The following is a 12,080-nucleotide window of genomic DNA, read 5'->3' as shown; positions in this document are numbered from 1 at the left end:
GAAGCAGCCCTTGTTTCACCTACGATAAAACAATACTCAAGCCTTACGCACCTGCGCAATCAACCCATCCAGCTGCGTCAGCATCGTATCGATTTCCTCAGCCGTCACATTCAACGCCGGCATAAACCGCAGCAAATTCCCCCGCGGCGCATTCAGCAGCAGCCCATTCGGCGCCAGATTGCGCGCGGCTTCGACGATGGCGGGGCCATCATCGCGATCCATCACCAGCGCACGCAGCAGCCCCATCCCACGCTCGCCCTTCATGCCGTACTTGGCCGACAAAGCCAGCAGGCCTTCGGACAATTGCTTGGCACGCGCATTAACCGCTTCCATAAAGCCCGGCGCAGCCAGGGCGTCGAACACCGCCACCCCGACAGCCGCCATCAACGGATTCCCGTTATACGTGCCACCTTGGTCCCCATGCGAGAACACGCAAACTTCCTGACGCGCCAACAGCGCAGCCAACGGCACCCCACCACCAATCCCCTTGGCCAGCGTCATGATGTCCGGCACCACGTCGGATTGCTGGTAGGCGAACAGGGTGCCCGTGCGCCCCATCCCCGTCTGCACTTCATCAACAATAAACAGCAGCTTGTGCTCATCCGCCAGCTTGCGCAGGCCCTGCATGAATTCCTTCGTCGCCGGGATGACGCCAGCTTCGCCCTGGACGGGTTCGAGCATGATGGCGACGGTCTGGTCGTCGATCAGCTTGCGCACCGATTCCAGATCATTGATCTCGGCCTTCGGGAAACCTTCCACCTGCGGCGCGAACATCTTGTCCCAGCCCGGCTTGCCGGACGCCGACATCGTGGCCAGGGTACGGCCGTGGAAGCCGTGGTTCATGGTGATGATCTTGTAGGCGCCTTTCTTGTTGACCTGGCCCCATTTGCGCGCCAGCTTGATGGCGCCTTCGTTGGCTTCGCCGCCGCTGTTGGCGAAGAAGACGCGGTCGAAGACCGACGCGCCGGTCAGGCGGGTGGCCAGTTCGATGGAGGGCAGGTTGTAGAACGCCGGCGACGGGTTCATCAGCAGCTTGGACTGGTCCAGCAGGGCCTTCTGCATTTCCGGGGCGCTGTGGCCCAGGGTGTTGACGGCCCAGCCCTGGACGAAGTCCAGGTATCGCTTGCCCGCGTGATCCTCCAGCCAGGACCCCTGGCCGCGCACGAACACGAGGTCCGGACGGGAGGTGATCTCCATGAGGGCGTTGACGTTGTACTGGCTGAATTCCATGGCGGTTCCTGCTGAAAGGAGAGAACAGGGGTTGAAAAAGAAGGGGAAACGCTAAATGCCGAATTTAGCACCGGCGGGGGAATGCTATCGTGTCGCACCCCCAGCCGATCCGCCCCACGGCCGCCCCAAAAGGGCCGCTTGCGCGGGGCTCTCTATTTTATGCAACAGGGCCGGCGCCGGACGCCGCGCTTTGTCGTTTTTTACTGACCGATCATGACACGAATTCTTTCCAGTCTTGCCGCCGGCCTGGTGCTGGCGGCGGCCGCGACGGCCGCGCATGCCGAGTATCCCGACCGTCCCATCCGCCTGATCGTGCCGTTCCCGCCGGGGCAGGCCACCGATATCTTCGCCCGCGCGCTGGCCGAGAAGCTGGGCACGGCGGTCAAGCAGCCGATCGTGGTGGAGAACCGCGCCGGCGCCGGCAGCAATATCGGCATGGAGCAGGCCGCGCGCGCGACGCCGGACGGTTACACGCTGGTGATCGCGGGCTCGGCCGCGGCGGTGAACCAGACGCTGTACAAGACCATCAACTACAGCCTGACCAAGGATTTCGCGCCGGTGTCGGGGGTGTTCTCGGTGCCGCTGATGTTCCTGGCGACGCCGGCTTCGGGCATCACGTCGCTGCAGCAGTTGGTCAAGCAGGCGCGCGCCAATCCGGGCGAGCTGGCGTATGCCAGCGCGGGCATCGGCGGCACGCAGCATCTGTCGGCCGAGATGTTCAAGGCGGCGGCCAATATCGACATCCGCCATATTCCGTACAAGGGCAGCGGCCCGGCGCAGGCGGATTTCCTGGGGCACCAGGTGCCGTTGATGGTGGATTCGGTGACGGCGGGGCTGCCGCACGTGCAGAGCAAGAAGGCGGTGGCGCTGGCGGTGACGACGGCCAAGCGCCTGCCGCAGTTGCCGGACGTGCCGACGGTGGCCGAGAGCGGTTATCCGGGTTTCGAGGCGATCGGCTGGGCGGCGGTGCTGGCGCCGCGTGACACGCCGCCGGTTGTGACCAACTACCTGAGCCAGCAGATCGGCCACGTGCTGGGCACGCCCGAGATGCAGAAGTTCTTCCGTGATCGCGGCGCGGAGCCGATGCCGATGAAGCCCGAGGCCACCGGCGCGTTCATCGCCGGCGAGGTCGACAAGTGGGGCAAGGCGGTCAAGCAGTCGGGCGCGCAGGTGGACTGACGACTGTCCCGCAGGAGCCGGTGGCGGGGCGGTTCCCGCCCCGGCGCTCGCCGTGGTGCCGATCCGGTGCCACGTATGCGCCGCAACGGCGCATGATGCACCACCCTGGTGCGCTGGGCGAGGAGCAATAGGCGCGCGCCACGGCGCCGCAAAATGGCACGGAACTTGCTTTTCCAGTTTTGTATACCGAATTGGTGTGCAACGCTCGACCCCGCTCCCGGGGCGGCGCGCCCTGGAGAGTTCCTCATGAACCGTAGAACCCTGTTGCTGTCCCTTTGCACCGCCGCCACGCTGCTGGCCGCGCCGCTCACGCATGCCGACACCCTGGACGATATCGTCAAGCGCGGCACCCTCAAGGTCGCGGTGCCGCAGGACTTCCCGCCGTTCGGCTCGGTCGGTGCCGACATGAAGCCGCTGGGCTATGACATCGACACGGCCGCGCTGATCGCCAAGCAGCTGGGCGTGAAGCTGGAGCTGGTGCCGGTGACCAGCGCCAACCGCGTGCCGTACCTGCAGACCCGCAAGGTGGATCTGGTGATCTCCAGCCTGGGCAAGAATCCGGAGCGCGAGAAGGCGATCGATTTCTCCGACGCGTATGCGCCGTTCTTCAATGGCGTGTTCGGGCCGGCCGATGTGAAGGTGGCGTCGGCCGCCGACCTGGCGGGCAAGACCATCGGCGTGACGCGCGGCGCGGTCGAGGACATCGAGCTGACCAAGATCGCCCCGCCCACCGCCACGCTCAAGCGCTATGAAGACAACAACGGCACCATCACCGCCTTTCTGTCGGGTCAGGTGCCGCTGATCGCCACGGGAAACGTGGTGGCGGCCGCGATCCTGGCGCGCAACCCGCCGAAGAAGCCGGAGACCAAGTTCCTGATCAAGGATTCGCCCTGCTATATCGGCCTGAACAAGGACGAGCCGAAGCTGCGCGCCAAGGTCAACGAGATCCTGGCCAACGCCAAGCGCGACGGCTCGCTGACGGCGATCTCCAAGAAGTGGCTGGGCGCCGATCTGCCCAAGGATCTGTAAGGCAGGCGCGCGCGCCGGAGCGCTGTTCATGGCTTATCAATTCGACTTCGCTTCCGTGTTCGACTACACGCCGGTGCTCATCAAGGGCATTGGCGTGACGGTCGAGCTGATCGCGTTTGGCGCGGTGGCGGGCGTGGCGCTGGGCATCGCCTGCGCCTGGGCCCGCACGCAGGGGCCGCGCTGGCTGCGCGCGCCGGTCACCGCCTATGTGGAGGTGGTGCGCAACACGCCGTTCCTGATCCAGTTGTTTTTCGTGTTTTTCGGGCTACCGTCGCTGGGCGTGCAGTTCAGCGAGATGCAGGCGGCCTGCCTGGCGATGGCGCTGAACCTGGGCGCCTACAGCGCCGAGATCATCCGCGCCGGCATCGACGCCACGCCCAAGGGCCAGTACGAGGCCGGCGCCAGTCTGGCGATGACGCGCTTGCAGGTGTTCCGCCATGTGGTGCTGAAACCCGCATTGGCGCGCATCTGGCCGGCGCTGTCGTCGCAGATCGTGATCGTGATGCTGGGGTCGGCGGTGTGCTCGCAGATCGCGGCCGAGGACCTGACGTTCGCGGCCAATTTCATCCAGTCGCGCAATTTCCGCGCGTTCGAGGTGTATTTCGTAACCACCGGCATCTATCTGGTGCTGGCGGTGTTGTTGCGCCAGTTGCTGCGCATGACGGGCAGGCGGTTGTTCCGCAAGGCGGCGCGATGATCGAGTTCACCACCTGGGACATTGTCCGCAACCTGCTGCTGGCGGCGCGCTGGACCGTCGTGCTGTCGCTGGTGGCGTTTGCCGGCGGCGCGCTGATGGGCATGCTGGCGCTGATGATGCGGACCTCGCGCGTGGCGCTGCTGCGGCGCGTGAGCTGGGCGTATATCGAACTGTTCCAGGGCACGCCGCTGCTGATGCAGTTGTTCCTGGCGTTCTTCGGTTTGTCGCTGGCCGGGGTCGAGGTGCCGCCGTGGCTGGCCGCGGGCGCGGCGCTGACGTTGTGGTCGGGCGCGTTCCTGGCCGAGATCTGGCGCGGCTGCGTGGAAGCGATTCCGAAAGGCCAGTGGGAAGCCTCGGCCAGCCTGGCGCTGGGCTACGTGCAGCAGATGCGCTACGTGGTGCTGCCGCAGGCGCTGCGCATCGCGGTGGCGCCGACCGTCGGCTTCGCGGTGCAGATCGTCAAGAGCACGGCGCTCACCTCCATCATTGGTTTCACGGAGCTGTCCAAGGCCAGCACGGTGATCACCAACGCCACCTTCAGCCCCTTCACTGTCTATGCCTGCGCCGCGCTGATCTATTTCGCGCTGTGCTGGCCCCTGTCGCGCCTCAGCCTGCTGCTGGAAAGGAAGTTGCATGCCCCTCATCGCCCTTGAAGACGTCCGCAAGAAGTTCGGCGACAACGAAGTCCTGAAAGGGGTGACGTTGCGCGTCGAGCCCGGCGAGGTCATCGCCATCATCGGCAAAAGCGGTTCCGGCAAGAGCACGCTGCTGCGCTGCGTGAACGGGCTGGAGCAAATCGACAGCGGCGCCATCATGGTGGCGGACGCGCAACTGGGCGACGACGAGTTGCGGTTGCGCGCGCTGCGGCTGAAGGTGGGCATGATCTTCCAGCAGTTCAACCTGTTCCCGCACCTGACGGTGGGGCGCAACGTGATGCTGTCGCCGATGGTGGCCAAGCGCATGCCACAGGACCAGGCCGCCGACCTGGCGCGGGCGATGCTGACGCGGGTGGGGCTGGCACACAAGTTCGACGCCTGGCCCGAGGAATTGTCGGGCGGGCAGCAGCAGCGCGTGGCGATCGCGCGCGCGCTGGCGATGCAGCCGCTGGCGCTGCTGTGCGACGAGATCACGTCGGCGCTGGACCCGGAGCTGGTCAACGAGGTGCTGGCGGTGGTGCGCGAGCTGGCCGCCGACGGCATGACGCTGCTGATGGTGACGCACGAGATGCGCTTTGCGCGCGAGGTGTGCGACCGCGTGGTGTTCATGCACCAGGGGCGCGTGCACGAGATCGGGCCGCCGGAGGAATTGTTCACCGCGCCGGCCACGCCGGAGCTGCGGCAGTTCCTGGGGATGACGGACCTGGCCGGATAGGGCGCGTGGATCCTGGCGGCGGCCATGGCCCGGCCGCCGAGGGTCAAGCGGCTGGCAATCGGCCCAACAATGCGTCGAAGCGACCCAGGCGCACGTGACGCAGTTGTCCCCCGACGACCACCCCGCCATCCGGCAAAATCCACGCGCGCTGGATGCCGCTATCCAGATCGAGCGCGCCGTGGCGGATGCGCAGGACCTGGCCGGAATCGGGATGCCACAACTGGCCCAGGTCCAGGCTGCGGTGCGGCGCATGCCAGTGGCCCAGCAGCAGCCAGCCTTGCGGCAGGGACTGCAGGATCATGCCGCCGGCGGGCATCTGCTGCGGCGCATGGCGGCTGACGGCAAGGGCGTCCAGGTCCGCGTGGCAAAGCGCGTCGTCTTCCAGCCAGGCGATGGCGCCGCTGCCGCAGGCGACGGGATGCGAGAGATCCCCCGATGCCGCCTCGGGATAGCGCAATGCCAGGGGATGCAACTGGCCGCCGCGCCACCGCAGAAGCTGGCCACGGCACAGCAAGCAGGCGCGGCCGTCGGGCGTCTGGATCACCGCCGAGCGGTCGCTGACGGGGCGGCGCTGCGGCGGCGCGGTGTACAGCAGTGCCGGCTCGATGGCGGCCGCTTCGTCCTGCGCGGCAAAGCCCCGGTACACGAACACCATGCCGCGATCCACCAGCAGCAGGTCGTCGCCCGCGAAGCCCAGGCTGAATTCGGGCGTGCGGCGCTGCGCCTGCGCCGCGCGCGGCGGCAGCGCAAGGCCGGGGCGGTTGAGCGGCGCGGCCTCGACCCGGGGCGCGCGCAGCAGGTGGGCATAGGGCGTGCTGGCGATGCCGTCTGGGCCTTGCTCGATCCAGGCATGGACGCCGTTGGCGGCGACGGCCGACGCCAGCAGGCCGCGATGCGGCTGGAACTTGCCGCCAACCTCGCGCAGGGCCGGCCAATCATGCAGGTCCACCAGTTGCGGCGCCGCCGTGTCACGGTTGGCCATGCATGCCCAGCCCGGCGCCAGCGGGACGCACTGCGCCATGTCCAGATAATCGCCAGGCTGCGCCAGCGGACCGGAAGCGGGGCGCGGCAATGCCGCCGGCGCGCCTTGCGGGGCGCCGGCCTGCCGATGCCGCGTACCTTGTCGGCCCTGTGCCGCGATCCGCGCCAGCGTGTCGCCGGCATCGGCCCGCGGCACGATCAGCAGGTGGATGGCGTCGTCGTCTTCGTCCTGCTCGATCAGCGCCAGCCCCAGCGCTTCCAGTTCCTGGCCCAGCAGCGGCAGGAAGTCGTCGGCGCGGTCATCGCGCAACGCCGCGCGCAGCGCATCGAGCCGCGCGGCGGCCAGCGCCGGGTAGCGCGCCGCATACGCCTGCCGCAACCCGTCCAGCAGTTCCGGCAGCGGCGTCTTCCAATCGAAGGACAACGGCTCCATCGCGATCGGCGCGGCCGCCATCAGCGCGAGAACCCGCGCGCCGAGATCTCCCAGATGTCCTGCACGATGCCGTCGCGATACACCACCAGCCCGTCGTGCAGGTTGAAGGTGGGATCGACGTGCGACGGCACCAGCAGCAGCGTGTCACCCAGCGCCGGCGGCTGCGCGCCGGATGCGACGCGCACCACGCCGTGTTCGTCGTTGATGGCGGCGTATTGCAAGCCCTGGGCGCCGTGGATCGCGGGCGGGCCGCATTCGGCGGTGGTGGATTTCAGGCCGGCGTCGAGGATGACGCGGTCGGGCGCCGGCGTGCTCATCACGGCGGACAGCACGAACAGGCTGTTCTGGAAGGCCAGCGCGCCGTCCCATTCGTTGGCGCCGTAGTCGCCGTCCATGAAGGCGTAGGAACCGGCCTGCAGTTCGGTGTAGACGCCGCTGGCGGCATCGAATTCGGCGCTGCCGGTGCCGCCGCCGGTGATGATGTCGCAGGCGATGCCGCTCTCGCGCAGCAGCAGTTGATACGACGCGGCGATGCGCGCGGCCTGGCGGCAGACGGCGGCGCGTTCTTCGCGGGTGCGCAAGTGCTGCACCGAGCCGTGATAGGCCTGCAGGCCGACGAAGGTCACGCCCGGCAGGTCGCGCGCCTGCTGCGCCAGCGCCAGCACGGTGGCGTCGTCGGACACGCCGCAGCGGCCCTGGCCCACGTCCACTTCCACCAGCACGTCGATCTCGGCGCCGGCCGCGGCCATGGCCTGCGAGATCCGCGCCAGGTTGGCGGCATTGTCGACACAGACGCTGAGCTTGGCGGCGCGCGCCAGTTGGGCCAAGAGGCGCAGCTTGGCCGGGCCGACCACTTCGTTGCTGATGTGGATGTCGGTGATGCCGGCGGCCACGAACGGCACGGCCTCGCTGACCTTCTGGCAACAGATGCCGCGCGCGCCCAGCGCCAGTTGGCGGCGCGCGATCTCGGGGCATTTGTGGGCCTTGGCGTGAGGCCGCAGCGCGACCTCGTGGCTGTCGGCCCAGGCCTGCATGGCGCGCAGGTTGGCCTCGAACGCGGCCAGGTCCAGCACCAGGCTGGGCGTGTCGACGCTGGCCAGGGGATCGCCGGCCTGGGCGGGCGGGGGCAGCGCAATGCCGCGTATGACTTCTTGGGACATCGAATAGCTCCGTGATCAAACCTGCGGCGTAACCGTGAACCGCCGCCGCGCGCGATGGCCCACGCCGGACCGTTGACGTTTCCGCACTGCGGCAACCCCTGGTAAACGATAGCTTCCAGGCCATTGGCGCAGGGCGGGTGGCGTGCCAGAATTTCAACACAACAATAGGTTACTTCCACTCATAACGGAGAAGCTCGCATGAAACTCAGGAATTGGATCGCCACCCTGGCCATGGCCGCCGCCGCTGTCGGCGCGACCGGGGCCGCGCAAGCCCAGCAGTTCTTCCGTATCGGCACCGGCGGCACCGCCGGCACCTACTACCCCATCGGCGGCATCATCGCCAACGCCGTGTCCCAACCCGGCAAGCTGATCGCCACCGCGGTCGCCTCCAACGGTTCGGTGGCCAACATCAACGGCATCATGGGCGGTTCGTTCGAAGCCGGTTTCACGCAGTCGGACGTGGCGTTCTGGGCCTACAGCGGCACCGGCACCTTCGAAGGCAAGCCCAAGGCGCAGGACCTGCGCCTGATCGCCACGCTGTATCCGGAGAGCATCCACCTGGTGACGCGCAAGGGCGCGGGCATCAAGAGCGTGGCCGACCTGAAGGGCAAGCGCGTCTCGATGGACGAGCCGGGTTCCGGCACGCTGGTGGACGTGCGCCTGATCCTGGGCGCCTATGGCATGACCGACAAGGACGTCAAGGCCGAGTACCTCAAGCCTAACCAGGCCGGCGACAAGCTCAAGGACGGCGGCCTGGATGCGTTCTTCTTCGTGGGCGGCGCGCCGGCTGGCGCCATCGCCGAACTGGCGTCCTCCGGCAACATCGAACTGGTGTCGCTGGTCGGCCCGGAAATCGACGCATTGCGCGCCAAGCAGGAATTCTTCACGCCGGACACCATCGCCGCCAACACCTACCAGAATCTGCCCGAGGTCAAGACCATCTCGGTCAACGCGCAGATGGTGACGTCGGCCAAGCTGTCCGAGCAGGTGGTGTATGACGTCACCAAGGCGCTGTACAGCGACGCCACCCGCAAGACCCTGGACAACGGCCACGCCAAGGGCAAGCTCATCACCCGCGACAACGCGGTCAAGGGCGCGGGCATCCCGTTCCATCCGGGCGCCGAGAAGTTCTACAAGGAAATCGGCCTGCTGAAGTAAGCGCCGATCCATTCCCATCGGGAAGCGCGCGGCCGCCGGCGCCGCGCTTGCACAGGGCCGCCTCGGGCGGCCCTGTTCGCGATTCACCTGAGAAACACGGCTATGGAAATAGACCACGAGAAAACACAGCAGCTGGCGGAAAAGTACGATTCCGAGATCCGCTTCCGGCCGCTGCACAAGAGCGCCACCTGGATCGTCTCGGGCCTGCTGGTGGCGCTGTCGCTGTTCCACTACTACACCGCCGGCTTCGGCCTGCTGCGCGAAGCCACGCATCGCGGCGTGCACCTGGCCTTCGTGCTGAGCCTGATATTCCTGGTGTTCGGCTTTTCCAAGGCGCACTACCAGCGCGAGCCGAAGTCCACCTGGTACGCGCCGGGCGGCGTGCCGCTGTATGACTGGATCATCGCCATCGCGCTGGCGCTGTCGGTGCTGTACATCCCTTACATCTTCGAGGATCTGGCGTTCCGCGTCGGCAACCCGCTGCCGATCGACGTGCTGATGGGCTCGATTCTGTTGATCGGGTTGCTGGAGGCCACGCGCCGCGCCATGGGCTGGCCGCTGCCGATCATCGCGCTGGTGTTCATGGCCTACGCCGCCTTCGGGCCGTATTTCCCCGGGCTGCTGCAGCACGCGGGCAATACGTGGTCGCAGATCGTCAACCACATGTACCTGACCAGCCAGGGCGTGTACGGCGTAGCGGTGGGCGTGGTGGCCACCTACGTGTTCCACTTCGTGCTGTTCGGCGTGCTGGCCACGCGCATCGGCCTGGGCCAGTTGTTCCTGGACGTGGCGTCCACCATCGCCGGACGCTATGCGGGCGGCCCGGCCAAGGTGTCGGTGTTCGGGTCGGCCATGTTCGGCATGCTGTCGGGTTCGTCGGTGGCCAACGCCGTGACGGTGGGCTCGCTGACCATTCCGGCGATGATCCGCATCGGCTATCCGCGCCACTTCGCGGCGGGGGTGGAGGCGGCCAGCAGCACGGGCGGACAGATCACGCCGCCGATCATGGGCGCGGCGGCGTTCCTGATGATCGAGTTCCTGGGCATTCCGTACCAGCAGATCGCGATTGCGGGCATCTTCCCGGCCTTTCTGTATTTCTTCGGCATGTTCATGCAGGTGCACTTCGAGGCCAAGCGCGAGGGCCTGCGCGGGCTGACGGCCGAGGAAATGCCCAAGCTGAAGCAGTCGTTCAAGATGCGCTGGCCGACGCTGATTCCGCTCATCCTGCTGATCGGCGTGCTGGCCAGCGGCCGCACGCCGTACCTGGCGGCGTTTGCCGGCATCACGGGCTGCATCATCGTGGGCCTGCTCAATCCGTTCCAGCGGCTGCACTGGCGCGATCTGTACGAAGCCTTCGAGACCGGCGCCAAGTACGCGCTGGCGGTGGGCGCGGCGGCCGGCACCGTGGGCATCGTGATCGGCGTGGTGACGCTGACGGGCGTGGGCTTCAAGATCTCGTACATCGTGATCTCGGCGGCGCAATCGATCGCCGGCGTCGCGGGCGCGATCATTCCCGAGACCATCGCCAACGCCCAGTCGCTGACGCTGGTCGCGGCGCTGATCATGACGGGCATCGTCTGCATCCTGATGGGCTGCGGCATTCCCACCACCGCCAACTACCTGATCATGGTGGCGGTGGCCGCGCCGACGCTGGTGCAGCTGGGGGTGCAGCCGATCGCGGCGCACTTCTTCGTGTTCTATTTCGGCATCCTGGCCGACATCACGCCGCCGGTGGCGCTGGCGGCCTACGCGGCGGCGGGCATGGCGGGCAGCGATCCCTTCAAGACCGGCAATACCGCGTTCCGGCTGGGCATCACCAAGCTGATCGTGCCGTTCGTGTTCGTGTTCTCGCCATCGCTGCTGATCTCGGTGCAGGGCTTCACGTGGTACGACTTCTTCGTGACGCTGTTCGGCTGCATGGTGGGGCTGGTGCTGCTGTCGGCGGCGTTCTCGCGCTACATGCTGGTGGGCATGAAAAGCTGGGAGCGCTGGCTGTGCACGCTGGGCGCGCTGCTGACCATCCTGCCGGGGCTGACCAGCGGGCTGATCGGACTGGCCATCTGCATTCCGGTGTTCATCCGCCAGCTGGCGCAGCTGAAACTGGAAACGGCGCCGAAAACCGTCTGAAGCGTAGGGGTATTAAAGAGGGGCGGACCCCGGAAGTCCGCCCCGGCCACATCGCGCAACCCCTTATTCTGTCAGCCTTTCCGCGCGGTTTTCATGACTGTCGCAAGGCCACTACGCCCCCCGTTCCCAGTCTTTCCGGCGGTTGCCCGGGCAAATAAATCAGCGTAAAGTAAAATTCATGTTTGCTGGTCTGCCGATATGCGGGCCGACTGTGCAAACAGGCACAAGACTGCGCCATATGTTCGATATCCTGGTTTACCTGTACGAGAATTACTACACGCCGCAAGCCTGTCCCGCCGCTGACGTGCTGGCCAAACGGCTGGCCGCCGCCGGGTTCGAGCACGAGGACATCGATGACGCGCTCGGCTGGCTCTACGGCCTGGCCGAAACCACCGAACGCTGCGTCGATCTCGCCCAAGCCCCCGCCACCGGTACCCGGATCTACACCGATAACGAATACCAGCAGCTCGGCTCCGAATCCATTGGCTTCATCGCCTTCCTGGAATCGGCCGGCGTGCTGCCCGCGCCCTTGCGCGAGATCGTCATCGACCGGGGTCTGGCGGCGCCGGAATCGCCCGTGCCGCTCTCCAAGATCAAGATCATCGCCCTCATGGTTCTCTGGAGCCAGGAAGCCGAGATCGACAACCTGGTCCTGGAAGAGCTGCTGGACGAAGACGGCGTGCGCTTACTGCACTGACGGCGCCGGCTCCGGCCG

11 protein-coding genes are annotated in these 12,080 nt (G+C 66.9%); 8 read left to right on the top strand and 3 right to left on the bottom strand.

The window, feature by feature from the left end; genetic code table 11:
- Positions 1 to 36: 36 nt before the first annotated feature.
- Positions 37 to 1,230, bottom strand: coding sequence for an acetylornithine transaminase (locus ACUDCK_RS00420; protein ID WP_175167308.1), 1,194 nt, complete (start codon positions 1,228 to 1,230; stop codon positions 37 to 39).
- A 213-nt stretch (positions 1,231 to 1,443) separates the two neighbouring features.
- Here ACUDCK_RS00420 and ACUDCK_RS00415 point away from each other — a divergent pair, with 213 nt between their 5' ends.
- The 5 genes from ACUDCK_RS00415 (at position 1,444) to ACUDCK_RS00395 (ending at position 5,506) form a co-directional block, all read left to right on the top strand.
- Complete coding sequence (locus ACUDCK_RS00415; RefSeq protein ID WP_175167309.1) at positions 1,444 to 2,409, top strand: Bug family tripartite tricarboxylate transporter substrate binding protein; 966 nt, start codon at positions 1,444 to 1,446, stop codon at positions 2,407 to 2,409.
- Between the two features lie 246 nt (positions 2,410 to 2,655).
- Positions 2,656 to 3,438, top strand: coding sequence for a transporter substrate-binding domain-containing protein (locus tag ACUDCK_RS00410; RefSeq protein ID WP_054418795.1), 783 nt, complete (start codon positions 2,656 to 2,658; stop codon positions 3,436 to 3,438).
- A 28-nt stretch (positions 3,439 to 3,466) separates the two neighbouring features.
- Entirely contained in the window at positions 3,467 to 4,135 is a 669-nt protein-coding gene (locus ACUDCK_RS00405; RefSeq protein WP_006389456.1) for an amino acid ABC transporter permease, read from the top strand.
- Positions 4,132 to 4,788, top strand: coding sequence for an amino acid ABC transporter permease (locus ACUDCK_RS00400; RefSeq protein WP_024067353.1), 657 nt, complete (start codon positions 4,132 to 4,134; stop codon positions 4,786 to 4,788). Before ACUDCK_RS00405 ends, ACUDCK_RS00400 begins: the two co-directional genes overlap by 4 nt.
- On the top strand, positions 4,769 to 5,506 hold the full coding sequence (locus ACUDCK_RS00395; RefSeq protein WP_006389458.1) for an amino acid ABC transporter ATP-binding protein: 738 nt from the start codon (positions 4,769 to 4,771) through the stop codon (positions 5,504 to 5,506). The genes ACUDCK_RS00400 and ACUDCK_RS00395 overlap by 20 nt, the downstream gene beginning before the upstream one ends.
- A gap of 43 nt (positions 5,507 to 5,549) precedes the next feature.
- Here the strand turns inward: ACUDCK_RS00395 and ACUDCK_RS00390 are convergent, their stop codons facing one another.
- Positions 5,550 to 6,941, bottom strand: coding sequence for a DUF6630 family protein (locus tag ACUDCK_RS00390; RefSeq protein WP_175167310.1), 1,392 nt, complete (start codon positions 6,939 to 6,941; stop codon positions 5,550 to 5,552).
- Positions 6,941 to 8,080 (bottom strand): DSD1 family PLP-dependent enzyme, encoded by a 1,140-nt coding sequence (locus tag ACUDCK_RS00385; protein ID WP_175167311.1) that lies wholly within the window; start codon positions 8,078 to 8,080, stop codon positions 6,941 to 6,943. Before ACUDCK_RS00385 ends, ACUDCK_RS00390 begins: the two co-directional genes overlap by 1 nt.
- 198 nt (positions 8,081 to 8,278) lie before the next feature.
- Here ACUDCK_RS00385 and ACUDCK_RS00380 point away from each other — a divergent pair, with 198 nt between their 5' ends.
- The 3 genes from ACUDCK_RS00380 to ACUDCK_RS00370 all read left to right on the top strand — a co-directional run bounded on the left by ACUDCK_RS00380 (position 8,279) and on the right by ACUDCK_RS00370 (position 12,062).
- Positions 8,279 to 9,238, top strand: a complete 960-nt coding sequence (locus tag ACUDCK_RS00380) for a TAXI family TRAP transporter solute-binding subunit (RefSeq protein WP_006389462.1) — start codon at positions 8,279 to 8,281, stop codon at positions 9,236 to 9,238.
- Positions 9,239 to 9,340: 102 nt separating this feature from the next.
- On the top strand, positions 9,341 to 11,365 hold the full coding sequence (locus ACUDCK_RS00375; protein WP_049070417.1) for a TRAP transporter permease: 2,025 nt from the start codon (positions 9,341 to 9,343) through the stop codon (positions 11,363 to 11,365).
- 238 nt (positions 11,366 to 11,603) lie between these two features.
- Positions 11,604 to 12,062: a DUF494 family protein gene (locus ACUDCK_RS00370; RefSeq protein WP_100503043.1), complete on the top strand. Its 459-nt coding sequence runs from the start codon at positions 11,604 to 11,606 to the stop codon at positions 12,060 to 12,062.
- The last annotated feature ends 18 nt before the right edge of the window (positions 12,063 to 12,080 follow it).

This window comes from Achromobacter sp. CF-sbj1-Ac2-l, assembly GCF_052698165.1.
Note: the sequence above shows the minus strand (reverse complement) of the source record. Positions and strands in the feature narration are given on the sequence as shown.

Excerpts from the sequence above, each read along its gene's own strand:
- ACUDCK_RS00375 (WP_049070417.1), top strand. The coding sequence starts at position 9,341 with ATGGAAATAGACCACGAGAAAACACAGCAGCTGGCGGAAAAGTACGAT.
- ACUDCK_RS00405 (WP_006389456.1), top strand. The coding sequence starts at position 3,467 with ATGGCTTATCAATTCGACTTCGCTTCCGTGTTCGACTACACGCCGGTG.
- ACUDCK_RS00390 (WP_175167310.1), bottom strand. The coding sequence starts at position 6,941 with ATGGCGGCCGCGCCGATCGCGATGGAGCCGTTGTCCTTCGATTGGAAG.
- ACUDCK_RS00380 (WP_006389462.1), top strand. The coding sequence starts at position 8,279 with ATGAAACTCAGGAATTGGATCGCCACCCTGGCCATGGCCGCCGCCGCT.
- ACUDCK_RS00400 (WP_024067353.1), top strand. The coding sequence starts at position 4,132 with ATGATCGAGTTCACCACCTGGGACATTGTCCGCAACCTGCTGCTGGCG.
- ACUDCK_RS00385 (WP_175167311.1), bottom strand. The coding sequence starts at position 8,080 with ATGTCCCAAGAAGTCATACGCGGCATTGCGCTGCCCCCGCCCGCCCAG.
- ACUDCK_RS00370 (WP_100503043.1), top strand. The coding sequence starts at position 11,604 with ATGTTCGATATCCTGGTTTACCTGTACGAGAATTACTACACGCCGCAA.
- ACUDCK_RS00410 (WP_054418795.1), top strand. The coding sequence starts at position 2,656 with ATGAACCGTAGAACCCTGTTGCTGTCCCTTTGCACCGCCGCCACGCTG.
- ACUDCK_RS00420 (WP_175167308.1), bottom strand. The coding sequence starts at position 1,230 with ATGGAATTCAGCCAGTACAACGTCAACGCCCTCATGGAGATCACCTCC.
- ACUDCK_RS00415 (WP_175167309.1), top strand. The coding sequence starts at position 1,444 with ATGACACGAATTCTTTCCAGTCTTGCCGCCGGCCTGGTGCTGGCGGCG.
- ACUDCK_RS00395 (WP_006389458.1), top strand. The coding sequence starts at position 4,769 with ATGCCCCTCATCGCCCTTGAAGACGTCCGCAAGAAGTTCGGCGACAAC.